Origin of the sequence: Aurantiacibacter gilvus (genome assembly GCF_038289935.1) — a bacterium.
GTDB classification, from domain to species: domain Bacteria; phylum Pseudomonadota; class Alphaproteobacteria; order Sphingomonadales; family Sphingomonadaceae; genus Alteraurantiacibacter; species Alteraurantiacibacter gilvus.
In genome coordinates this window covers 1,823,334-1,844,170 of record NZ_JBBYHV010000001.1, presented here as the reverse complement: position 1 = coordinate 1,844,170, position 20,837 = coordinate 1,823,334, and the positions used below count along the sequence as shown (strand labels likewise).

Genomic DNA, 20,837 nt, shown 5'->3' with positions numbered 1-20,837 from the left:
CGTGAGCGTCACCGTCGTATTTCTTGGCAAACTGGCGGACCTTGCAGGCGAGGGTGAACGCCAGCGACCCGCACCGCTCGACTGGGAGGCTCTGCTCGCAACGCTGGAGCCAGAACTGGCGACCGCCGTTTCAGGCGAGCGAACCAAGGTTGCTGTCAACGGGGCCCTGCTCGCGGACAAGACCGCGCTCAACGCCGGCGACGGCGACGAGGTCGCGCTGCTGCCGCCCGTCAGCGGGGGCTGAACCCGTGGCGGTGACGGTCAAGTTGCTTGAGGCCCCGTTCAACCCCGGTGAATTCGTCGGGCCGTTCGCCAATGCCCACCCCGGCCTTGGCGGCGTCTGCACCTTCGTCGGCGAAGTGCGCGGGGAGGAAGACGTCGAGGCGCTCGAACTGCTGCACTACGAACGCATGACCCTGCCGGGCATGGAGGCGCTGGCGCAGCAGGCGGCTGACCGGTTCGGCCTGATGGGCCTGCTGGTCGTCCACCGCACCGGTGTGATGCATCCGGGCGAGCCGATCGTGCTGGTCTCGGCCTGTGCCAGGCACCGGCGCGGGGCCATCGACGCGGTCGATTTCTGCATGGACCATCTCAAGTCGGACTCGTGGTTCTGGAAGCGCGAGCTGCGCGGCGGCACCTGGTCGTGGATCGAGCCGCGCACCGAAGACCATACCGATCTCGCCCGCTGGGACGATTGACGAAGATCAAGGCGGCCGCGGCCGATTCGCTCCAATCCTGACCGCCCAGGAAGGAGCTTACCCATGGCAGAATTGGTTTCCCGCGAGCAGCTTGCCCGCACCGCAGACATCCGTACCGAGGCGCCGCGCGTACCGACAAGTGTCGATCGCACCTTCGAGCTTCCCAAGGGGCTCTACGTCGCGACGGTCGGTCTCTACCTCGGCTTCATCGCCATGCTGGCGGTGACTTTTGCCCACCCCGAACTGACGATCCTCGCCGTGATCTTCGGCCTCTCTGTCATCGCCGGCTTCGGCCTGCCGCTGGTCTGGACCCGTCTTGCACCCGAGACAGTCAGCAAGAACAAGACCTGGGCGCGCTTCCAGCATGAAGGCGTGATGACGGCATCGGGCCGCGCCACGGCGCGCGACGCCAGCGTGCAGGTGCTGATCCTGCCGGTGCTGATCTTCCTGTGGGGGGTAAGCGTGGTGGTAATCGCCGCGCTGGTCTGAACGTCTCCCGACCTAGACCGAACCCTCCAGGCGCGCGGGATCGACCAGTTCGATTCCGCGCGCTCCGTGTCTGCGGATGGCGCCCTGCTTCTCCAGCGTGGTCATGGCGCGGCTGACGGTCTCGATGGTGAGGCCCAGCATCGAGGCCATTTCACCGCGTGTCAGCGGCAGCTCGAACCTCTGCGACGGGTGGCACGGCGAATCGCTGGCTGCCTGGGCCAGTGCCAGCAGGAAAGTGCCGACCTGTTCGGTCGCGCTGCGGCCCGATCCCAGTGCCAGCAGCTGCCGCGCCCAGTAGAGGTCTTCCTGCGAGCGGCGCAGCAGGGCGCGGGTCAGCTTGGGATGATCGTCCAGCGCGCGCTGCATGTCGGCCTTGGCGAATACGCACAGCGTCGACTTTGTCAGGGCCACCACGTCATGGGCGGCAAAGGGCGCAAACATTTCGCCGATAAAGCCCGAGGGGTGGATCAGCGCCAGGATGCGCTCGTTGCCGTCCTCGTCATAGGAGCAGACCTTCAGCGCGCCGGTAACCAGGGTGGCACAGGCAGCGTCTTCGTCGCCGGCCGCGAACAGCACTTCGCCGCGCGTCAGTTCGCGCGTACGGCCCGCCTTGGACAAGGCTTCGCGCTCGTCATGGTCCAGCACCGAGCAGGCGGCGCTTTCGCGTACGGCACAGGTTTCACAGGCAAGGCTCATGGCTGCAGTTCTCCCAGCAGCGAATCGATAATGGAATTCTGCTCGTCGACCAAGGCGCCGATCTCGTCACGGGCGGCGACGATCGGGGTCAAGTCTTCAGCCGCGCTGGCAGCGTTGACGTAGAGGCGGTCCAGGTCAGCCAGGGCGATCATGGCGTTCGAGCGTCGGGCCTCGAGATCGGCAATGGCAACCTGCGCCCGACCCCAGCTGTCGCTGCCGGTTGCGGCACCGCCGGCAGCCTGCGCAGAGGTGCGCGCGGCGGGAGCGGCGGCGAGGAATTGGGTGTGCGAAGCACGGGCGTCTGCCACCAGCTGGTCCAGCCGTTCCAGCGTGGCGGGCGGCTGTGCGGGTGGCGGGGGAGGGGGCGGTGCCACTTCCATGGTGCCGCTGACCCGCTCGGTATCGCGCACGGCCAGCGAAGGATATTCCCCCTGCGGCGCGGCGCACCCTGCCAGCAAGGCCGGGAGCGCCAGGTATATCAGGTGATTTACATGCGACATCGGACTTCCGCCCTACATTCCTCGCCGACTGCTTTCCAGCATCCATTTTCTTTGGCCAATTGGTGCCCTAAACACCAATGTCGTGGTTGACAGCCCAAGGAGCTTGTCCTAACGGCGTCGCACTTTCCGGTGCCCGTTGGGCGCCTTTTTTGTCATTGCCGCAAACTGGTGGGGGTTCTACCCCGATTGGCGCGAGGCAGAAGACACCAGTAGAAACGGAATTGAGCACCATGTTCGCAGTAGTGCGCACGGGCGGCAAGCAGTATCGCGTCGCCGAAGGAGACAAGATCGCAGTCGAGAAGCTGGCTGGTGAGGCCGGCGATACGATTGTGCTGGACGATGTCCTGCTGGCTGGCGAAGGCGATACCCTCGCCGATGCCGCCAAGGTCAGCGTGTCGGCTGAAGTGATCGCCCAGGCGAAGAGCGAGAAGGTTACGGTCTTCAAGAAGCGTCGCCGTCACAACTATCGCCGCAAGAACGGCCATCGCCAGCAGATGACCCTGCTGCGCATCGTGGGCGTTGGCGAAGGCAAGGCTGCCGCCAAGAAGGCTACCAAGGCCGCTCCCAAGAAGGATACTTCGGAAGAGAAGGCTGCGCCCAAGGCGCACAAGGCTGCTCCGGTGAAGGAAGCTGCCGGCTCGGCCAAGGCTGATCTCGACACGACCAACCTGTCGCTGATCTCGGGCATCGGCCCGACCATCGAGAAGAAGCTGCACGCTGCCGGTATCAAGGACTGGACAGACATCGCCGCGTGGGACGAAGCCACCGCGGAAAAGATGAACGAAGAGCTCAAGCTGGGCAATCGCCCGGTGAAGGACGAATGGGTCGCGCAGGCGAAAGAACTGCTTGCCGGCAAGCCCCCGCGCGCTGCGGTCGACAAGGCCGAAGCGGCGAAGAGCAAGAAGTAAGGATCTCGAACCATGGCACATAAAAAAGCAGGCGGTTCATCGCGTAACGGTCGCGACTCAGCAGGTCGTCGCCTTGGTGTGAAGAAGTTCGGCGGTCAGGACGTGATCGGCGGCAACATTATCGTGCGCCAGCGCGGCACGAAGTTCTACCCGGGCGTCAACGTCGGCATGGGCAAGGACCACACGCTGTTTGCGCTCGCAGAAGGCGTCGTACGCTTTCACGACGGCAAGCTCGGCCGCAAGTACGTATCGGTCGACGCCATGGCGGAAGCCGCCGAATAATCGGATGACTCGATGAAGGGGCCATCCACCGGGATGGCCCCTCCGAGCGGCAACTGGCTTGGAATTTGGAAGGAGATGGGGCCGCCCCGTCTCCTTTTTTGATTCTCCTTCCGATTTCTGTCCGGAGGCCCACTGGAGGCGGGCACCCGGCCAATGGGGAGAATACCAATGTTCATGCGTACCGAACGGCTGTTCCTGCGGCCCCTGTTCCCCGAAGACTGGCGCGAGGTCTATCGCGGCATCGCCGATTTCGACGTCGTCAGCATGCTGGCGCGCGCACCCTGGCCCTATCGCCCGATCGATGCCCAGGCCTTCTGCCGCAAGCCGGCCCCGAAGGGGGCACTGAAGTTCGTGGTGACCCTGCCGGAACTCTCTGGCGCGCCGGTGATCGGCATGATCGGTATCGAGCCCTTCGGCGACAACGCGCATGAGCTGGGCTACTGGATCGGCAAGAAGTGGCAACGCCGCGGCTATGCCACCGAAGCGGCACGCGGAGCGCTGTCTGTCGCCGATGCCCTTGGTATCGAGCGGGTCGAAGCGGGTCATTATCTCGAGAACCCGGCAAGCGGTAAGGTGCTGCGGTCGGTCGGGTTCACCGACACTGGCGAGATCCGCCCGGAATCCTGCGCGGCCCGCAACCACGAACTTGTCCTGGCCCGCCGTTACGAGCGCTTGAATCCGCAGATGGCGGAGCAGTCCTGCCAGGCCGCCTAGCGTGCATTTCGCCCCGCCAGTGGCGGAGCGAAATGCAGACTATTCGGCGGGTATGGCTTGCATGTTGGCGTCGACATAGGCGCTGTCGTGCAACTGGATCAGCGCACGGTTGTCATGGTCCCACGGATGGAAGCCCGGACGGAAGTAGCTGAGCCAGCTCGGGAAAATTCGCCGCAACATGCCGGGCTTGCCGACCAGGTAGGCGAACAGCTTCCAGCGGGCCTTCCAGCCGCTCACGCCGTCTTGCTCCATCAGTTCCAGCGCGTCGCGCATGCGGTTGCGCAGGAAGCGGTACGTCACCTGCAGCATGACCATGCAGCGCATCACGTAGCGTTTGCGGGGCTTCCAGTTGCGGGTGGCATGCTGCCAGGTGTCGAAGGCGACGCCCTTGTGCTCGATCTCTTCGGCGGCGTGCCAGCGCCACAGGTCGGGATCGCCCATGCCTTCGCTCAACAGGCTTTCCTCGTCAGTCAGGAAAAGGTGGGCGATGATCGCGGTGAAGTGTTCCAGTGCAATTGTGATCGCGAGCGTAACGACGGGCGGAGCCTGCAGCGCGTCGTTCGTGAGGGCGTTCACGCGTTGCTGGATATTGCTCATGTCATAGCCCGCGTCCGTGGCCACACGGTTGAAGGCGACATGTTCGCGCGTGTGGTTTACCTCCTGCCGGATGAATTCGCGGATCTCTGCGGCAAGGCGGGGAGGGGTGCCGTCACGGTGAGCCTTTACCGCTTCGATGAACATGGCTTCGCCGCGCGGGAAGGAGGCTGACAGGGCGAGAAACCAGGCCGATGCAACAGGATCGCCGCCGCGTTCGCGCCGGGTGTTGCGGCCGAAGCGGCGATCACGCACGGTGAGCGTTATGTCCTCGGGGCTTGCCTTGGGTGGTGTCTTTGCGGTCATATCGCTGTCCGAATCAACTGCGGCCATCGCTAGACCGACTTTCTGGAGTGGACTTACATCAATGTCAATAAGAAGGCGGTTAAGCCCGGAAGAGAGTCGCGCGCAGGCGCTGGAGGCCGCTCGTGCCTTGCTGATCGAAGCAGGGCCGCAGGCGGTGACGCTGAAAGCCGTTGCCGCGCGGGTCGGACGCACCCATGCCAACCTGCTGCACCACTTCGGCTCGGCCTCCGGGTTGCAGAAGGAACTGGCGCGGCACCTCGCGCAAACAGTGTGCGATTCGATCGGTGAAGCGGTGCGGGCTACGCGGGCAGGTATCGGCAGCCCGCGCGAAGTGGTGGACCTGACGTTCGACGCTTTCGGGCGCGAAGGCGGCGGAGCGCTGGCCAGCTGGATGCTCGCCTCCGGCAACGAGGACGCGCTCGACCCGATTGTCGAGACCATCCACGCGCTCGTGCACGACCTGCGGCCCAACGAAGTGCACGGCGAAACCGAGCTGACGATGCACGAAAATACCTTCACGCTGGTGCTGCTGGCGCTGGGCGATGCGCTGCTGGGCGAGGCCATGGCCGAATCGCTGTCGGTGAAACGCTCGGTCGCGCGCGATCGCGCCGAAGAGATGCTGGTGGCGGCCTTCCGCAAGGCTTACGGGGTCGAGGCCTAGCCCTCGGCCGAGAGCGACATCCACGCGGGTACAAGCTCGGCGGGAATATCGTCCACCCGCAGGTGATCCACGGCCAATCCAAGCTCCGGATAGGCGGCTTTGCGGCGCTTTTCCTCCGAACGGTCGAGCGGGACGACCACCAGTCGCCGGTTGACCTTCTGCCGCCAGTTCATCCGGGCGGTGTTCTCCTGCCCGATGTAGCAACCCTTGGTGAAGCTGACGCCGTTGAGCTCGGCAGCATTGGTCTCGAGCCACAGGGTCTCGCCCAGTTCTTCGCGACCTTCGGGTACGCCCAGCGACAGGCGGTGGGCGCGGTAGGCTTTGTCTGCGCTCTCTTGATTGGCATCGCGAGGTGCGATCCAGCGGACTCCCAACCCGGGCAGGCGCGGATCGCGCGCCTTCAAGGTCACCGGGATCAGCTGTTCGCCCGGTGCCTTTCCGGGGATGAAATTGCCATCGTCAGCGACGGCCCAATGCACGGCCAGTTTGTCGTCCACGGTGATCTCCAGCTTGCGGCGCAGGCGGTAGAGCGCCAGGCGCTTTGCGAGGTCCTCTGCCGTCGCTGCTTCGCAGTCGAGCAGCATGGCCGCACCGTCACGCCACACGATCATGTCGAACATGGCCTTGCCCTGCGCGGTGAGCAGCGCGGCATAGACGGGCAGGTCGCCGGTCACGTCGTTGGTCAGCAGTCCTTGCAGGAACTTGGCGGCATCTTCGCTGTCATCGGTGGGCGTAACGCGCACTACGGCACGGTTGGCCAAGCGGGTTGCTGGATGTCCTTCGGTCATGGGTGACAGATAGGGCGGGGCGCGGCATAGGCAATGGCATGAGCGAATCCCTCACCATCCGCCGCCCTGACGACTGGCACGTTCACCTGCGCGATGGCGCCATGCTGGAAGGCGTCGTGGCCCACACCGCGCGGCAGTTCGCCCGCGCCATTGTCATGCCCAACCTCACCCCGCCGGTTACCACGGTGGAAGCGGCAGAGGCCTATCGGGCCCGCATCCTCGCCGCCGTGCCCGAGGGACTGGCCTTCGAGCCGCTGATGACCTGCTATCTCACCGACAATACCGACCCCGAAGAAGTGCGGCGCGGCTTCGAAAGCGGCGTGTTCACCGCCTGCAAGCTCTATCCGGCGGGTGCGACCACCAATTCGGACTCGGGCGTCACCGACGTCGCCAACATTCGCGGCGTGCTGGAAGTCATGGCCGAGATCGGCATGGTCCTGTGCGTCCACGGCGAAGTGACCAGCGCCGACATCGACATCTTCGACCGCGAGGCCGTGTTCATCGAGCGGGTGATGACGCCGCTGCTGGCGAGCCTGCCCTCGCTGAAGATCGTGTTCGAACACATCACCACCAGCGAGGCCGTGGCTTTCGTGGAAAGCGCACCGGACAATGTCGCGGCCACGATCACGCCGCAGCACCTCCACATCAACCGCAATGCCATGCTGGTGGGCGGCATCCGTCCGCACGCCTATTGCCTGCCCGTGGCCAAGCGCGAGGCGCACCGGCTGGCGCTGCGCAAGGCGGCGACCAGCGGCAGCCCGAAGTTCTTCCTCGGCACCGACAGCGCCCCGCACGCGCGCGAAGCCAAGGAAAGTGCTTGCGGCTGCGCGGGCATCTTCAATGCCCCCTATGCTCTCGAGAGCTATCTCGCCGTGTTCGACGAAGAGGAGGCCATCGCGCATTTCGAAGGCTTTGCCAGCCTCCACGGCCCGCGCTTTTACGGCTTACCGGAGAACCAGGCGACGGTGGCGTTCGAAAAGGTGGATACGCCGGTTCCGGCTACCATCGCCACTGCCGACACCGAGCTGGTACCCTTCCATGCAGGCGAGACACTGCGCTGGCGCTTCGCCGGTTAAGCTGCCGCCTTCGCGCGCTTCCGTGAACCGCGCCACAGGTCCCAGCTGAACAGCGAGATCGCGGACCAGATCAGGATGAAGCAGACCAGCTGCGCCGGTTTGAGCTCCTCGCCGAACACCGTCAGGCCGAACAGGAAGATGAAGGTCGGCGACAGGAACTGCAGGAAGCCGATCACCGTGTAGGGGAGTGCGCGGGCGGCCGTGGCGAAGAGGATCAGCGGGATCGCGGTCAACGCGCCGGAGAACACGATCGCGGTGCTTTCCACGAAGTCGCGACCCATGGTTACGCCGCCGCCGGCGAGGCCCAGCCAGGTGAGATATCCGATTACCAGCGGCAGCAGGATCAGTGCTTCGATGGTCAGGCCCACCAGTGGCCCCGCGCTGACGGTCTTGCGCAGCAGGCCGTAGACGCCGAACGTCACCGCCAGCGTCATGCTGGCCCACAGCGTGGTCTGGGCGCCGATGGCGAGCGCACCCACGCCGAGCGCCGCCAGGCCCACGGCGACCGCCTGCCAGCGGCTGAGCCGCTCGTGCAGGAACACTCGCGCCAGCAGCATCATCACCAATGGCAGGAAGTAATAGCCCAGGCTGGCGGCATAGACGTGCTCGGTCTGGATCGCCCAGACATAGATGAACCAGTTGATCGCTATCAGCGTGGCACTGGCCAGCAGCACCCGCATGGTACGCCAGTCGGACAGCACCAAGCGCAATTGCGGCAGCTGCCGCATCCTGATCAGGAACAGGAAACATACCGGCAGGGTGAACATCGTGCGCCAGGCGACGAATTCCAGCGGCGGCACCTCGTGGACCAGCAGCAGGTAAATCGGCAGGCTGCCCCAGATCGCATGGGTGCCGAGCGCAGCAAGAAGAGCGCGGCGCTGGCTGATTTCCCCTCCCGTGCTGACCGCCCCGTCACCCATGCAAACAACTTTCCTCAATTATTCCTGACGGTTGCGTCGAGTTCAGAATCATTCGATTATACTCGTATGGCTCCTGTGAATTGCGCGCCAGCGCAAATTCGGATGCGGTGCTGCTTCCCCTGTTCGGCAGCATCGGCGCGCGGCTTTCCGGGTCGTGTCTAGGAGGGCCGCGCCAAGGCGCCCGGGCTTGATTGCCCGGGCGCCTTGATTGCCCATGGATCAGCTGTTCTTGAAGCCCACGCCCACACTCGCGCGCGGTTGCTCCATCTCGGTGCTGGTGACCGGGTAGGCGCAATAGTCTGCCGCGTAGAAGGCCGCCGGACGGTGGTTGCCCGAAAAGCCGATCCCGCCGAACGGCGCGGCGCTGGAGGCGCCGTTGGTGGGGCGGTTCCAGTTGACGATACCGGCGCGGATATTGGCCCAGAAACGGTTGTACTGCTGCGGGGTGCCGCCCACCAGCGAGGCCGACAGGCCGAACCGAGTGTTGTTTGCCTCGGCAATCGCCTGGTCGAAATCGTCCACCTTGATTACCTGCAGGATCGGACCGAACAGCTCGACGTCGGGGCGTTCCTGCATCGCGGTGGTATCGATGATCGCGGGCGAGACGAAGGGCAAGTCGTCTCCCTGCGTGCGGCGCATGTGGTTGATCGCCTTGCCGCCGTTCGACATCAGGTAGAGGAAACTCTCGGTCAGCTGGTCGGCGGTGTTGTTGTCGATCACCGGGCCCATGAACGGCTGCGGCTCGTCGAAGGGCGCACCCACGATAATCCGCTTGGCCAGCGTCTTCACCGCATCCACGACTTCGTCATACATCGAGGACTTCACGATCAGGCGGCGCGCGGCGGTGCAGCGTTGTCCGGCCGTGGTAAAGGCCGACTGGATCACCAGTGCCGCCGCGTCGGAAATCTTGGGCGTGTCCCATAGAACGATGGGATTGTTGCCGCCCATTTCCAAGGCGACGATCTTGCCGGGATCAGTCGCCAGCTTGCGGTTGATGGCAATGCCGACCTGCGCCGATCCGGTGAACAGCACGCCGTTGACATCGCGGTGGGCAACCAGTGCCTTGCCTTCGTCGGGTCCGCCGATCAGGCATTGCACCAGCGCGGCGGGGATGCCCGCACGGTTGAAGAAGGTCAGCAGCTTCTCGCCCACCGCCGGGGTCTTCTCGCTCGGTTTCAGGATGATCGCATTGCCGGCGATCAGCGCCGGGATGATGTGGCCGTTGGGCAGGTGGGCAGGGAAGTTGTAGGGGCCCAGCACGGCCATAACGCCGTGCGGCTTGTGCCGCAGTGCTGCCGTTCCCTGCAGTGCGGAATCGAGTTTGCGCTGGCCGGTGCGCTCGGCATAGGCGCGCACGGAAATCTCGACCTTGGCGATAACGGCTTCGACTTCGGTGCGGGCTTCCCACAGGGGCTTGCCGGTTTCGCGCGCGATCAGCTCGGCAAATTCGTCCTGTTCCTTGCGCACCTCGTTGGCGAAGCGGCGGACCAGCTCGATCCGTTTGGCCAGCGGTTCCGCCGCCCATGCAGGCCAGGCGCGGCGGGCACGGTCGACGATATCGTCGACATCGCCGTGCTTGCCGCGCCACAGTTCGGCCCCCGTGGCGGGCTCGTAGGAAATCAGCTCATTGGTTTCGGCCAAGGCGAAAAAGCCCTTCGTATCAGGATGTGCTGGAACGGCCCTTAGAGAAACTAAGGTGTGCACGCAAAGTCGCGGTTAAACCCCACGGTTCATATCGTAACACTTGTAACCGGCGATTCCGGCAGAAGGGCGAGCCGATCAGCTGCAGGCACCCAGGCGCCGACCGGTCACCTCGTAGGTCATCGACATGGGCCCCATCCCGACATCGCCGTTCATGGTCATGGTCATGTCGTAGGAGGTGTCGGTGTAGGTGCCGTCCATGGTCATGGTCATGGTGCCTTGGTCGGTATCGCACTGGGCGACGCCGTGCATGGTGCCGCCGCTCATGTCGAACTCGGTGTAGCGGCAATCGCCGCCGCTTTCCTCGAACATGCGCTCCGGTGCACCGTCGATGTCTTCCCGAGTGACGCAGCTGGTGTTGGAGAAGGTGCGGTTGCCCATGGCATCGCGCATCATGTCTGCCACCTGCGGCGGGATCTCGCTGGACAGCTGGATATCGGTGGCCCGGGTGGTCGCCTCCCAGTTGCCGGGCTCGATGGCGGCGGCAGAGGCGGCGATGGTGAGGGCGACGAGGCCAACAGTCAGTTTGGGCGTAAGCTTGCGCATTATCTTCCTTTCGGGTCGCACTTGCGGATGAAGGCAGCCTATCAGTCCTGCGCCGAGAACACAGCCCCCCTACTTTCCGACCCTTGCTGCGCTGCAAACAGCCGGTTGCCCTTCGCCGCGCATGCATCCATTAGTGCGGTTCGACAGGGGCCTGCGCTTGGCAGGGCGATTCCAAGAGGACCGGACTTGAGCGAAACCGCCTACACGGACGGCAGCTGGGAAAGCGGCGACGGACTGACGCTGCACTACCGTGACTATCCCGGGCGCCCAGAAGGACTTGGGGACCGCCCGCCGATCCTGTGTATCCCCGGCCTGACGCGCAATGCCCGCGATTTCGAGCCCGTGACAGATGCCTTCGCGGGCGAATGGCGCGTGATCTGCGCCGAACTGCGCGGGCGCGGCGAAAGCGATTATGCCAGGGATTCGGCCAGCTATGTCCCCGCGCAATATGTCGCCGACATTGCTGCCCTGCTGGACCAGGCGGGGCTGGACAAGGTCGTGGTGCTGGGCACGTCGCTGGGCGGGATCATCACCATGCTGCTGGCGCTGTCGCATGGCGACCGGCTGGCAGGGGCCGTCATCAACGATATCGGCCCGGTGATCGAGCCCGAGGGACTGGAGCGGATCAAGGACTATGTCGGGCAGGGCCGCAGCTTTCCCACCTGGATGCACGCCGCCCGCGCGATGAAGGACAGTTCCAGCCAGATCTATCCCGCCTTCGAGACTGCCGACTGGCTGCGACTGGCCAAGCGCTTGATGGTGGTATCGGGCAGCGGCCGCATCGCCTTCGACTACGACATGAAGATCGCCGAACCCATGCTCGAAGCGGACGGTCCCGTCGATTTCGACATGTGGCCCGCATGGCGCGCACTGGCGGCGCGTCCGGTACTGGCCTTGCGCGGCGAGCTGTCGGACCTGCTCTCGGAGGAGACCTTCCGGCGCATGGCGGAAGAAAGCGACAACGTTGAGGCAGTCACCGTGCCCGGGGTCGGCCACACGCCGACGCTGGAAGAGCCGGTTGCGCTCGAAGCCATCGCCCGCCTGCTGGGACGCGTGGCATGAGCAAGGTGCCGAAGATACTGCATATCCACTCGACCTTCGATGCCGGGGGCAAGGAACTGCGCAATGTCAGGCTGATCAACGCCTGGGGCAAGGCCGCGGACCACGCCATCGTGTCGGGAGACCTCGAAAAGCGCGGTGCGGCGCGGCTGATCGGCAACAAGGCCAAGGTCTCGTGGCCCAAGTTCCCCTCTTTGCAGGGCAAGCCCACGCCGGGGCGGCTGGCCGCCCTTGCCAAGGCCATGGCCGGGTATGACCTCATCTGCACCTACAACTGGGGCGCGATCGACGCGGTGATGGCGCACACGGTATTTGCCGACGTTTTCAAGCTTCCGCCGCTGGTGCACCACGAAGACGGCTTCAACGAGGACGAGGCCAAGCGCCTGAAGAAGCGCCGCAACTGGTATCGCAAGATCGCGCTGGGGCGCGCGGCAGCGCTGGTGGTGCCCTCGGCCAAGCTGGAAGACATCGCGCTCAACACCTGGTCACAGCCGCGCACGCGCGTGCGGCGCATTCCCAACGGCATTGATACCCGCGCCTTTGCCGCCCCCGCCAAGCGCGACATCCTGCCCGGCCTGATCAAGCACAAGGACGAATTCTGGGTCGGCACCCTGGCGGGCCTGCGGGCGGTCAAGCAGCTCGACGTGCTGGTGCGCGCCATGGACCGCATGCCCGCCGAATGGCAGCTGGTGATTGCGGGCGAAGGGCCGGAGCGGGAAAACCTGCTCGCCGAAGCCGAACGGCTGGGGGTCGAGGACCGCGTGCACCTGCCCGGTTTCGTGGCCGAACCGCAGAAGCTGGTCGGCCTGTTCGACATCTTCGCGCTGTCGAGCCTGTCCGAACAGTTCCCCATCTCGGTGGTGGAGGCCATGGCGGCGGGCTTGCCCGTGGTCGCCCCGCGCGTGGGCGATATCGGCGCCATGGTGGCGAGCGACAATGGCCCCGCGCTGGTCGATCCGGGCGACGAGAAGGCGCTTGCCAAGTCACTGGCGCGGCTGGCGGATGACCCGGTCACGCGCGACCGCATGGGGCAGGCCAACCGCAAGAAGGCGCGCGAGGAATTCGACGAGCGGCGCATGATCGAACGCTACCAGGCGCTCTACTGGGGCCTGATGGAAAAGTACCCGAAACCGCAATAGCGCCCGCTCGCCAGGCTTCATCGGGCATTCACCCGTGCGGGGACAGGACTCGCTCTTCGATTGAAATGCCCGCCCTATCCGTTAAAGAGCGCGGCCTGACCTTTCTTTCCAGCATGATTGACCAAACGTGGCCAAGACACCGACCCCGATAGAACAACCCGCCAGGAACAAGCCCGAAAGTCGCGCCGACGCGGAGCAGGAAATGCTCATGCGCGAGGTGGACGAGGCGGTCCGCCAGGACGAGGTGAGCAGCTTTGCCAAGAAGTGGGGCTGGCCTATCGGCATCACTTTCGGCCTTAGCCTGGCCGCCTTTGGCGGCTTCCTGTTCTGGCAGGGGCAGACCGAAGACGAGCTGGAAACGCAGTCCGAGGCCTTCATCCTGGCAATCGACGAGCTGGAAGCGGGCAATATCGACATTGCCGACGGCGAGCTGGCCCTGCTGGCCGAAGGCGAGGGCGGGGTGGCCACCATGGCTGCCATGCTGCGCGCCGGTATCGCCATCGAGGGTGACCGCCCCGACGATGCCGCAGCACTCTATGACGAAATTAGCGCCAACCCCGACGTCCCGGCGGAGCTGCGCGACGTTGCCACGATCCGCAGCGTCACGGTGCAATTCGACGATCTCGATCCGCAGGAAGTGATCGACCGCGTCGGCCCGCTTGCCGTGCCGGATAACGATTTTTACGGCAGCGCCGGTGAACTGGTGGCCCATGCCTATCTTGCCCAGGGCAAGGAAGCCGAGGCCGGCGCCCTGCTGGCGGACCTGGTGCGGAACGAGGACGTGCCGCAGTCCATTCGCGGCCGTGCGCGCCAGATGGCTGGTGTGCTGGGTGTCGACACCATTGACGACGTCAATGCAGCATTGTCCGAGATTACCGGGCAGGACGTGAACGCCGCGACAGCAGAGCTGGTCGAATAAAAGCGAGATGATGACAATGAAAATCCTGCGCCGCACGGCCACCCGCCTTGCCGTTCCGATCATGGCCCTGGCCCTCGCCGGCTGTGCCGGGGGCGGCCTGTTCGGCGGCGGTGACGACGACGATCCCGAGACTCCGACCGTCGGCAACCGCGTCCCGATCCTGTCGCGCATCGCGACTGACATCACCCCCGATCCGGCGCTCGCATCGACTGCAGTTATCGTCCCTCCCGCGACGACCAACACCACCTGGCAGCAGGCTGGCGGCAATGCCGCCAAGGTGCCCGGCCACGTCACGCTGTCGACTTCGCCCAGCCGCCTGTGGACGGCTGACATTGCCGGTTCGACCAAGACCCGTCGTCTCGCCGCCGCGCCGGTGATCGCCGACGGCATGCTGTTCGCGGTGGATACGGGTGCCGTGATCTACGCCTTCGACGCCAGTACCGGCGCCCGCCAGTGGGCGCACCGCATCCAGGTGACCGGTGACCTCGAAGACGCGACCTTCGGTGGCGGCGCCAGCTACGACAACGGCCGCATCTACGCCACCAATGGCGTGGGCGACGTCGTCGCGCTGGATGCCACCAACGGCAGCGAGCTGTGGCGCGTGAAGCCTGCCGGTCCGCTGCGCGGTTCGCCGACCGTGGCCTTCAACAACGTCTTCGTGATGACACAGGACAACCAGATCTTCTCGCTGGACGCGGACAGCGGCGATATCCTGTGGCAGCGCGCCGCGGCTTCTGGCCAGACCGGCGTGTTCGGCGTGGCTGCTCCGGCGGCTGGCCAGGGCACGGTGATCGCGGGCTTCTCCAGCGGTGAACTGGTGGCCTATCGCTACGAAAACGGCCGTGAGCTGTGGTCTGACGCGCTGGCACGTACCTCGATCTCGACGCAGGTCGGCACGCTGACCGACGTCGACGCCGACCCGATTATCGATCAGGGCCGCGTTTACGCACTGGGGCAGGGCGGCCGTATGGCTGCCTATGAACTGCTGACCGGACAGCGCATCTGGGAACTTACGCTGGCAGGCATTTCCACCCCCACGGTGATCGGTGAATGGGTCTTCACTCTCACCGACGATGCGCAATTGCTGGCCATCCAGCGCAATACCGGCCGTATCCGCTGGATCTCGCAGCAAGAGCGCTGGCGTGAGCCGGAAGACCGTGAAGGCCCGATTTTCTGGACCGGTCCGGTGCTGGCCAGTGGTCGCCTGTGGATCGCCAGCAGCCGCGGACAGGTGCGTTCGGTCGACGTGATGACCGGCGAGGCGAGCGATTTCGTCCGTCTCGACGACGGTGTGTCGCTGCCGCCGGTGGTGGCCAACAACACGCTCTACATCCTCGACAACGGCGGCAGGATCCACGCCTGGAGGTAATTGCGCGGTAAGCGGGTGGCGAGCGGGCGCTGACCTGCTCGGCAAACTGTCCAAGATCGGGACGGGCCTGATGCGGGCCCAACCTGTTACCCGGCCTTTAACCTTCGCTGCCTAGATCGGGCGCGATGGAAAAATCGCGCTCTTCCGCCCCGGGGATTACTGCCTCGCAGCCGCCGCGTAGCGATGTCTCGCCATGGGTGGGCCTTGTCGGGCTCGTAACCCTGCTCAGCTGCGTGCTGCTGGCACGTCTGTGGCCGGATATTTGCGAGTGGATGGGCTGGGCCAACGAACGTGGCCGCCTGTCCGGCCCCAATGCCGCCCTGGCCACGATGACGCTGACCGGCCTTGCCATGGCGACCTGGTCGGTGCTGGTGGAAAAGGTCCACCGCAACCCCACGACCGGCATCGACTGGAGCCGCAAGCGCGCGGTGTCGGAGGTGCTCGACGTGTCGATCACCAAGCTGGCCGGGCTCTGGGCCACCTGGTTCATCATCGGCGCGATCTATGTGCTCGGCCGCTGGTACTGGGAGGGCAACTACCTCTTCGCCATGCAGGTTATCGGTGCGGCCGCGGTGCCGCTGTTCATCCTCTCGATCCCCTACGTGATCTGGCTCGACCGCGTGCTGGTCAACCCGCGTGACCACTGCTGGCACTTCGGCGCAATGCTGGTCGGCCGCGAGGCGTGGGACGGCGAACAGGTGAAGAAGCACTGGCGCGCCTGGATCATCAAGGGCTTCTTCTCCGCCTTCATGATCTCGATCCTGCCCGCCGGTTTCGCCGCCGTGGTGGAAGCTGACGGCAATGCCATGCTGCACGATCCGGTGCGACTTGGCGTGAGCCTGTTCGAGCTGCTGTTTGTCATCGACGTGCAGATCGGCACTGTGGGCTACCTGCTGACCCTGCGCCCGCTCGACGCCCATATCCGCAGCGGCAATCCCTTCTTCGCCGGCTGGGTGGCAGCCCTGCTGTGCTATCCGCCCTTCGTCTATGGCATCATGGGCCAGAGCGGGATTATCCAGTACGAATACAACACTGCCGACTGGGCCTACTGGTTCGCGGATAGCCGCGCGCTGCTCTATGTCTGGGCCGGCTGGCTGGTGTTCCTCACCGCGGCCTATGCCTGGGCAACCGTGGCCTTCGGCATCCGCTTCTCCAACCTCACCTATCGCGGCGTGATCACCAACGGGCCCTATCGCTACACGCGGCACCCGGCCTACCTGTCGAAGAACCTGTTCTGGTGGTGCAGCACCATGCCCTTCCTCGTCACCAGCCACTCGCTGCTGGACGCGGTCCGCAACTCGCTGTTCCTCGGCGTGGTGAGCGCGATCTACTACTGGCGCGCGCGCACGGAAGAGGCGCACTTGCTGGCGGAAGACCCGAAATATCGCGAATACTACGACTGGATGGCAGAGAACGGCGTGATCACCTCGCGCCTTGTCCGCCTGCTGCGCGCGCTCAATCCGCGCAAGCCTGACCCGGTACCCGAACCGGCCGAATAGGGCCTAGAGGCCCGAATTCCCGACGACGAAGCAGGCCGCTGCCACCAGCAGGCCGGCGAAGCGGTTCGAGCGGAAGCGGTCGAGCGGGTTGGCGCCATCGGCGGGGTCGAGCGTCAGAACCTGCCAGCCAAGGTGTGCGGCAGCCGGGATCAGCGCGAGCAGCGCGATCCAGTCCCCGCGCAACATCCAGAAGGCGAGGCCCCACAGGCCGATAGCTGCGGCATAGAAAGCGCCGACGCCGGGTCTCACCTTGCTGCCCAGGCGCAGGGCTGAACTCTTGATCCCCACCAGCGCATCGTCCTCGCGGTCCTGCAGGGCGTAGATCGTGTCGTATCCCATGCACCAGAAGAAGGCCCCGGCGTAGAGCGCGAACATGACCTCGAGATTGTCGCCGCGTAGCGCGGTCCAGCCCACCAGCGCGCCCCAGGTGAAGACAAGCCCCAGCCATGCCTGCGGCCACCAGGTGATGCGCTTCATGAAGGGATAGGCGGCGACCAGCACCAGGCTGCCAAGCGCCACCAGCTGCGAGCGCAGGCTGGGCAGCATCAGCAGGACTACCAGCCCTACCGCGCTGAGTGTCATCAGCCACAGCCATGCGGCGGTCTTGCTCACCCGCCCGCTGGCAACCGGACGGCTGGCGGTGCGCGCCACCTGCCGGTCAAGATCGGCGTCGACGATGTCGTTGTAGACGCAGCCTGCGCCGCGCATGGCGACAGAGCCGAGCAGCATCCACAGTACCAGCTGCCACTGCCAACCGGCTCCGGTGAGCCAGACGCCCCATGCACAGGGCCAGAACAGCAGCCACCAGCCGATCGGCCGGTCGAAACGGGCCAGCAGGGCGTAGTCGCGCAGCGGTTGCGGCAGGCGCTCGGCCAGCGACTTGTGCTGGCTGTCGGGGGTGACGGTGTCGGCGGACATGACTTGCCTGTTAGCCGCGCTTGGCCCTAGTGCAAAGCCATGCCTGCCACACCCGCCTGGCCGCCCAAGAGCGCTCCGCGACTGTTCGTCGATCTGCCGTTGTCCGACGGGGTGCGCGTGCCGCTCGACGGGCCGCAGGCGCACTACCTCGCCCGCGTCATGCGCGTGGCGCCGGGCGATGCGGTGATCCTCTGCGACAACCGGACCGGCGAATGGCTGGCGAGCGTGGTCGAAACGGGCAAGCGCGACGTGGTGCTTTCGGTCGAACGCCAGTTGCGCCACCGCGAGGCGGTGCCCGATTTCTGGCTCTGTCCCGCGCTGCTCAAGAAAGACCGCTTCGACATGGTGCTGGAAAAGGCCACCGAACTGGGCGTGGCGGCCATCCACCCGGTGGTGACGCGCCGCTGCGTCGCCGACAAGCTCAATCCCGACCGCGCCCGCACCATCGTTACCGAGGCCGCCGAACAGTGCGCGCGCACCGCCTTGCCTGAGGTTCACGAGCCGGTGAAGCTGGACACCTTGTTGTGCGATTGGCCGGGGGACCGCCTGCTGTTCTTCGCTGACGAGGAGGGCGGGGAGCCCGCTGCCGAGGCCTTTGCTTTTGCCAAGTTCCCCGAGCGCGGCGAAGGCCTGCACAAGGCGGCACTGCTGGTCGGCCCCGAAGGCGGGTTCGATGATGGCGAGCGCGAGGCCATCCGGGCTATCCCGCAGGCGCGCCCGATCTCGCTCGGTCCGAGAATCCTGCGCGGTGAAACCGCTGCCCTTGCCGGAACGACATTGTGGATGGGCCTGGCAGGTGATTGGGCAAGCGACTGAGCCGACAGCTGGCAAGATAGCTGGCCTTGTCCCCGCCTATGGCAAAATTGCGGGTGGCGGATCGCAAGCGATCCGCTAAACCGCGCGCCGCAAGGGAGAAACGATGAGTACACGCCAGGCATCGGACAAGGACGAACCGCGGATCGAAAGCCGTGACCAGCTTGTCGCGCCCATGGAAGCAGGTGAGAAGCCGCCCGAACGCTGGCGCATCGGCACCGAGCACGAAAAGCTGGTCTACAAGACCGACGATTTCCGCGCGCCGTCCTACAGCGAGCCGGGCGGCATCCACGACATCCTGATGGACATGCAGCAGTTCGGCTGGGAACCGGTCGAGGAGTTGGGCCCAGACGGCACCACCAATGTCATCGCCATGAGCGGCAGCGATGGCACGATCAGCCTCGAACCCGCCGGCCAGCTCGAACTGTCGGGTGCGCCGCTGGAAACGCTGCACCAGACCTGCGCCGAAACCGGCCGCCACCTCGACCAGTGCAAGCAGGTGGGCAAGGCAATGGGCGTGGGCTTCCTCGGCCTCGGCATGTGGCCGGACAAGACCCGTGAAGAGCTGCCGGTCATGCCCAAGCAGCGCTATTCGATCATGATGCGGCACATGCCGCGCGTGGGCAATCTCGGACTCGACATGATGCTGCGGACCTGCACCATCCAGGTGAACCTCGACTATGCGAGCGAGGCCTGCATGGCGAAGAAATTTCGCACTTCGCTGGCCTTGCAGCCGGTCGCTACGGCGCTGTTCGCCAATTCGCCCTTTACCGAAGGCAAGCCCAATGGCTTCCTTTCCTACCGCAGCCACATCTGGTCGGACACCGATCCGCACCGCACCGGCATGCTGCCCTTCGTGTTCGAGGACGGCTTCGGCTACGAACGCTATGTCGACTACATGCTCGATGTGCCGATGTACTTCGTCTACCGCGACGGCGTGTACATAGACGCCGCCGGACAGAGCTTCCGCGACTTCCTGAGGGGCGAACTGCCCGCGCTTCCGGGTGAACTGCCGACCGAAAGCGACTGGTGGGATCACCTCTCCACCGCCTTCCCCGAAGTGCGGCTCAAGAGCTTCCTCGAGATGCGCGGCGCCGATGGCGGTCCGTGGAACCGCATCTGCGCGCTGCCCGCGCTGTGGGTGGGCCTGCTTTATGACAGCACCGCGCTCGATGCCGCCTGGGACCTGGTCAAGGACTGGACCATGGAAGAGCGCGAGGCATTGCGCGACGCCGTACCCGCACAGGCACTGTCAGCGCCGATCCCCGGCGGCGGCACCATGCGTGACCTCGCCCGCGAAGTGCTCGATATCGCCCACGAAGGCCTGGCCGCGCGCGCGCGGCTGAACTCCATGGGCGACAACGAAACGGGTTTCCTCAACCCGCTGCGAGAGATTGTGGACAGCGGCAAGGTGCCGGCCGAGCTGCTGCTCGATCTCTACCACGGCGCGTGGGGCGGGGACATCAGCCGCATCTACGAACAGAGCTTCTGAGGCCCGCCGCAGCGGGGGCCTTCCTGCTCCAGCTAGAGCAGGACGACGCTCGCCGCCTGGAGCCAGACGTCTTCGCACAGGTGCTGCAGGAACAGCGGCGCCGTGACGATTGCCAGGCACAGGACAAAGGAAATCCCGGACGTTTTCATGCGCCCTGTCTGGGTGCCGCGAGGAGCCGCATCGGGGATGTGATCGCGGCTCGCGGCGGCAAAGAATTGCCGTTCGGGGGTTCGCATCGGCTCAAGCATAGCTGACCACCTCGAACTCGATGCCGTCCCAGTCGAAGAAGTAGAACCGCCGCCCGGGTTCGTAATCGTCATGCCCCCAGGGTTCGAAGCCGTGCGCTTTCACTACGGCTTCGGCGGCGTCGAGATCGTCCACCAGCAAGCCGACATGGTTCAAGGGCCGGCCCTTGGTCTGGCCCGCGTGATCCTGCCTGTCGGTATAGAGCGCGAGGTAGGTATTTTCTTCGCCGACGTGGATCGTATGGCCACCGTTCATGGCCGGGCCCTGCCAGCGAATGTTCCAGCCGAGCAGCTTTTCGAACAGCGCGGCGGAGCGTTCAGGGTCGGTGACGGTGAGGTTTACGTGTTCGATCCGCCCGGTCGGTCTTACTTCAGTCATGGTGCAAGCTTCCTTGTGCAAGTCATTGTCTTGCAATGGTTGCAGGCAATCCTGGTGGAGGGCCTGCGAATCACTGCTTGCATCTCTATGCAACCTCAAGCTAAGTTGAGGTCAAGCTTTTGTGGA

Annotated in this window: 24 protein-coding genes and 1 pseudogene; 15 read left to right on the top strand and 10 right to left on the bottom strand. The window is 65.2% G+C overall.

Going from position 1 to position 20,837, the window contains the following annotated elements:
• Position 1 precedes the first annotated feature (1 nt).
• The 3 genes from AAEO60_RS09165 (at position 2) to AAEO60_RS09155 (ending at position 1,187) form a co-directional block, all read left to right on the top strand.
• Complete coding sequence (locus AAEO60_RS09165; RefSeq protein ID WP_341673346.1) at positions 2–244, top strand: MoaD/ThiS family protein; 243 nt, start codon at positions 2–4, stop codon at positions 242–244.
• 4 nt (positions 245–248) lie between these two features.
• Positions 249–698, top strand: a complete 450-nt coding sequence (locus AAEO60_RS09160) for a molybdenum cofactor biosynthesis protein MoaE (RefSeq protein WP_341673345.1) — start codon at positions 249–251, stop codon at positions 696–698.
• Between the two features lie 63 nt (positions 699–761).
• Positions 762–1,187: a hypothetical protein gene (locus AAEO60_RS09155; protein WP_341673344.1), complete on the top strand. Its 426-nt coding sequence runs from the start codon at positions 762–764 to the stop codon at positions 1,185–1,187.
• A 12-nt stretch (positions 1,188–1,199) separates the two neighbouring features.
• Here AAEO60_RS09155 and AAEO60_RS09150 read toward each other — a convergent pair whose 3' ends face one another.
• Together AAEO60_RS09150 and AAEO60_RS09145 are read right to left on the bottom strand one after the other, a co-directional pair.
• Positions 1,200–1,883 (bottom strand): Crp/Fnr family transcriptional regulator, encoded by a 684-nt coding sequence (locus AAEO60_RS09150; protein ID WP_341673343.1) that lies wholly within the window; start codon positions 1,881–1,883, stop codon positions 1,200–1,202.
• Positions 1,880–2,383 (bottom strand): hypothetical protein, encoded by a 504-nt coding sequence (locus tag AAEO60_RS09145; protein WP_341673342.1) that lies wholly within the window; start codon positions 2,381–2,383, stop codon positions 1,880–1,882. Before AAEO60_RS09145 ends, AAEO60_RS09150 begins: the two co-directional genes overlap by 4 nt.
• Positions 2,384–2,613: 230 nt before the next feature.
• Here AAEO60_RS09145 and rplU point away from each other — a divergent pair.
• From rplU to AAEO60_RS09130, 3 genes and pseudogenes are all read left to right on the top strand, one after another.
• A pseudogene (gene rplU / locus AAEO60_RS09140) lies at positions 2,614–3,018 on the top strand (50S ribosomal protein L21); the annotation flags it as partial.
• 285 nt (positions 3,019–3,303) lie between these two features.
• Entirely contained in the window at positions 3,304–3,573 is a 270-nt protein-coding gene (gene rpmA, locus AAEO60_RS09135) for a 50S ribosomal protein L27 (RefSeq protein ID WP_341673341.1), read from the top strand.
• 168 nt (positions 3,574–3,741) lie between these two features.
• Entirely contained in the window at positions 3,742–4,287 is a 546-nt protein-coding gene (locus AAEO60_RS09130) for a GNAT family N-acetyltransferase (RefSeq protein ID WP_341673340.1), read from the top strand.
• 39 nt (positions 4,288–4,326) lie between these two features.
• Here the strand turns inward: AAEO60_RS09130 and AAEO60_RS09125 are convergent, their stop codons facing one another.
• Positions 4,327–5,187 carry a metal-dependent hydrolase gene (locus tag AAEO60_RS09125; protein ID WP_341673339.1) on the bottom strand — a complete coding sequence of 287 codons (861 nt, stop codon included), beginning with the start codon at positions 5,185–5,187 and terminating at the stop codon, positions 4,327–4,329.
• 61 nt (positions 5,188–5,248) lie between these two features.
• On the opposite strand from AAEO60_RS09125, the gene AAEO60_RS09120 reads away from it, so the two are divergent.
• The gene (locus AAEO60_RS09120) at positions 5,249–5,848 is read left to right on the top strand and encodes a TetR/AcrR family transcriptional regulator (protein WP_341673338.1); all 600 of its coding nucleotides are present in this window, start codon (positions 5,249–5,251) and stop codon (positions 5,846–5,848) included.
• Here the strand turns inward: AAEO60_RS09120 and ygfZ are convergent.
• Complete coding sequence (gene ygfZ, locus AAEO60_RS09115; RefSeq protein ID WP_341673337.1) at positions 5,845–6,636, bottom strand: CAF17-like 4Fe-4S cluster assembly/insertion protein YgfZ; 792 nt, start codon at positions 6,634–6,636, stop codon at positions 5,845–5,847. The two genes, AAEO60_RS09120 and ygfZ, sit on opposite strands and share 4 nt — an antisense overlap.
• 38 nt (positions 6,637–6,674) lie before the next feature.
• On the opposite strand from ygfZ, the gene pyrC reads away from it, so the two are divergent.
• A complete protein-coding gene (gene pyrC / locus AAEO60_RS09110) occupies positions 6,675–7,712 on the top strand; it encodes a dihydroorotase (protein ID WP_341673336.1) in 1,038 nt (345 codons plus the stop codon).
• Here the strand turns inward: pyrC and rarD are convergent.
• From rarD to AAEO60_RS09095, 3 genes are all read right to left on the bottom strand, one after another.
• Entirely contained in the window at positions 7,709–8,632 is a 924-nt protein-coding gene (rarD, locus tag AAEO60_RS09105) for an EamA family transporter RarD (RefSeq protein ID WP_341673335.1), read from the bottom strand. The genes pyrC and rarD overlap by 4 nt on opposite strands.
• A gap of 219 nt (positions 8,633–8,851) precedes the next feature.
• Positions 8,852–10,273, bottom strand: a complete 1,422-nt coding sequence (astD, locus tag AAEO60_RS09100; protein ID WP_341673334.1) for a succinylglutamate-semialdehyde dehydrogenase — start codon at positions 10,271–10,273, stop codon at positions 8,852–8,854.
• Positions 10,274–10,411: 138 nt separating this feature from the next.
• Positions 10,412–10,879, bottom strand: coding sequence for a DUF3617 domain-containing protein (locus AAEO60_RS09095; RefSeq protein ID WP_341673333.1), 468 nt, complete (start codon positions 10,877–10,879; stop codon positions 10,412–10,414).
• Positions 10,880–11,065: 186 nt separating this feature from the next.
• Here AAEO60_RS09095 and AAEO60_RS09090 point away from each other — a divergent pair, with 186 nt between their 5' ends.
• From AAEO60_RS09090 to AAEO60_RS09070, 5 genes are all read left to right on the top strand, one after another.
• The gene (locus AAEO60_RS09090) at positions 11,066–11,941 is read left to right on the top strand and encodes an alpha/beta fold hydrolase (RefSeq protein WP_341673332.1); all 876 of its coding nucleotides are present in this window, start codon (positions 11,066–11,068) and stop codon (positions 11,939–11,941) included.
• Positions 11,938–13,077 carry a glycosyltransferase gene (locus tag AAEO60_RS09085; protein WP_341673331.1) on the top strand — a complete coding sequence of 380 codons (1,140 nt, stop codon included), beginning with the start codon at positions 11,938–11,940 and terminating at the stop codon, positions 13,075–13,077. Before AAEO60_RS09090 ends, AAEO60_RS09085 begins: the two co-directional genes overlap by 4 nt.
• Before the next feature lie 127 nt (positions 13,078–13,204).
• Positions 13,205–13,996 carry a tetratricopeptide repeat protein gene (locus AAEO60_RS09080; RefSeq protein ID WP_341673330.1) on the top strand — a complete coding sequence of 264 codons (792 nt, stop codon included), beginning with the start codon at positions 13,205–13,207 and terminating at the stop codon, positions 13,994–13,996.
• A 16-nt stretch (positions 13,997–14,012) separates the two neighbouring features.
• On the top strand, positions 14,013–15,365 hold the full coding sequence (locus tag AAEO60_RS09075; RefSeq protein ID WP_341673329.1) for an outer membrane protein assembly factor BamB family protein: 1,353 nt from the start codon (positions 14,013–14,015) through the stop codon (positions 15,363–15,365).
• 125 nt (positions 15,366–15,490) lie between these two features.
• Positions 15,491–16,864, top strand: coding sequence for a methyltransferase family protein (locus AAEO60_RS09070; RefSeq protein WP_341673328.1), 1,374 nt, complete (start codon positions 15,491–15,493; stop codon positions 16,862–16,864).
• A 3-nt stretch (positions 16,865–16,867) separates the two neighbouring features.
• Here AAEO60_RS09070 and ubiA read toward each other — a convergent pair whose 3' ends face one another.
• Complete coding sequence (gene ubiA / locus AAEO60_RS09065; protein WP_341673327.1) at positions 16,868–17,782, bottom strand: 4-hydroxybenzoate octaprenyltransferase; 915 nt, start codon at positions 17,780–17,782, stop codon at positions 16,868–16,870.
• A 39-nt stretch (positions 17,783–17,821) separates the two neighbouring features.
• On the opposite strand from ubiA, the gene AAEO60_RS09060 reads away from it, so the two are divergent.
• Positions 17,822–18,598 carry a 16S rRNA (uracil(1498)-N(3))-methyltransferase gene (locus AAEO60_RS09060; RefSeq protein WP_341673326.1) on the top strand — a complete coding sequence of 259 codons (777 nt, stop codon included), beginning with the start codon at positions 17,822–17,824 and terminating at the stop codon, positions 18,596–18,598.
• Positions 18,599–18,701: 103 nt separating this feature from the next.
• Positions 18,702–20,087: a glutamate--cysteine ligase gene (locus AAEO60_RS09055; RefSeq protein ID WP_341673325.1), complete on the top strand. Its 1,386-nt coding sequence runs from the start codon at positions 18,702–18,704 to the stop codon at positions 20,085–20,087.
• Between the two features lie 32 nt (positions 20,088–20,119).
• Here the strand turns inward: AAEO60_RS09055 and AAEO60_RS09050 are convergent, their stop codons facing one another.
• On the bottom strand, positions 20,120–20,335 hold the full coding sequence (locus AAEO60_RS09050) for a hypothetical protein (RefSeq protein ID WP_341673324.1): 216 nt from the start codon (positions 20,333–20,335) through the stop codon (positions 20,120–20,122).
• Positions 20,328–20,711, bottom strand: coding sequence for a VOC family protein (locus AAEO60_RS09045; protein WP_341673323.1), 384 nt, complete (start codon positions 20,709–20,711; stop codon positions 20,328–20,330). The genes AAEO60_RS09050 and AAEO60_RS09045 overlap by 8 nt, the downstream gene beginning before the upstream one ends.
• Positions 20,712–20,837: the final 126 nt, after the last annotated feature.

Excerpts from the sequence above, each read along its gene's own strand:
- AAEO60_RS09045 (WP_341673323.1), bottom strand. The coding sequence starts at position 20,711 with ATGACTGAAGTAAGACCGACCGGGCGGATCGAACACGTAAACCTCACC.
- AAEO60_RS09150 (WP_341673343.1), bottom strand. The coding sequence starts at position 1,883 with ATGAGCCTTGCCTGTGAAACCTGTGCCGTACGCGAAAGCGCCGCCTGC.
- ygfZ (WP_341673337.1), bottom strand. The coding sequence starts at position 6,636 with ATGACCGAAGGACATCCAGCAACCCGCTTGGCCAACCGTGCCGTAGTG.
- pyrC (WP_341673336.1), top strand. The coding sequence starts at position 6,675 with ATGAGCGAATCCCTCACCATCCGCCGCCCTGACGACTGGCACGTTCAC.
- ubiA (WP_341673327.1), bottom strand. The coding sequence starts at position 17,782 with ATGTCCGCCGACACCGTCACCCCCGACAGCCAGCACAAGTCGCTGGCC.
- AAEO60_RS09055 (WP_341673325.1), top strand. The coding sequence starts at position 18,702 with ATGAGTACACGCCAGGCATCGGACAAGGACGAACCGCGGATCGAAAGC.
- AAEO60_RS09075 (WP_341673329.1), top strand. The coding sequence starts at position 14,013 with ATGAAAATCCTGCGCCGCACGGCCACCCGCCTTGCCGTTCCGATCATG.
- AAEO60_RS09120 (WP_341673338.1), top strand. The coding sequence starts at position 5,249 with ATGTCAATAAGAAGGCGGTTAAGCCCGGAAGAGAGTCGCGCGCAGGCG.
- rpmA (WP_341673341.1), top strand. The coding sequence starts at position 3,304 with ATGGCACATAAAAAAGCAGGCGGTTCATCGCGTAACGGTCGCGACTCA.
- AAEO60_RS09145 (WP_341673342.1), bottom strand. The coding sequence starts at position 2,383 with ATGTCGCATGTAAATCACCTGATATACCTGGCGCTCCCGGCCTTGCTG.
- AAEO60_RS09125 (WP_341673339.1), bottom strand. The coding sequence starts at position 5,187 with ATGACCGCAAAGACACCACCCAAGGCAAGCCCCGAGGACATAACGCTC.
- AAEO60_RS09085 (WP_341673331.1), top strand. The coding sequence starts at position 11,938 with ATGAGCAAGGTGCCGAAGATACTGCATATCCACTCGACCTTCGATGCC.
- AAEO60_RS09130 (WP_341673340.1), top strand. The coding sequence starts at position 3,742 with ATGTTCATGCGTACCGAACGGCTGTTCCTGCGGCCCCTGTTCCCCGAA.
- AAEO60_RS09095 (WP_341673333.1), bottom strand. The coding sequence starts at position 10,879 with ATGCGCAAGCTTACGCCCAAACTGACTGTTGGCCTCGTCGCCCTCACC.
- AAEO60_RS09070 (WP_341673328.1), top strand. The coding sequence starts at position 15,491 with ATGGAAAAATCGCGCTCTTCCGCCCCGGGGATTACTGCCTCGCAGCCG.
- AAEO60_RS09155 (WP_341673344.1), top strand. The coding sequence starts at position 762 with ATGGCAGAATTGGTTTCCCGCGAGCAGCTTGCCCGCACCGCAGACATC.
- rarD (WP_341673335.1), bottom strand. The coding sequence starts at position 8,632 with ATGGGTGACGGGGCGGTCAGCACGGGAGGGGAAATCAGCCAGCGCCGC.
- AAEO60_RS09060 (WP_341673326.1), top strand. The coding sequence starts at position 17,822 with ATGCCTGCCACACCCGCCTGGCCGCCCAAGAGCGCTCCGCGACTGTTC.
- AAEO60_RS09050 (WP_341673324.1), bottom strand. The coding sequence starts at position 20,335 with ATGCTTGAGCCGATGCGAACCCCCGAACGGCAATTCTTTGCCGCCGCG.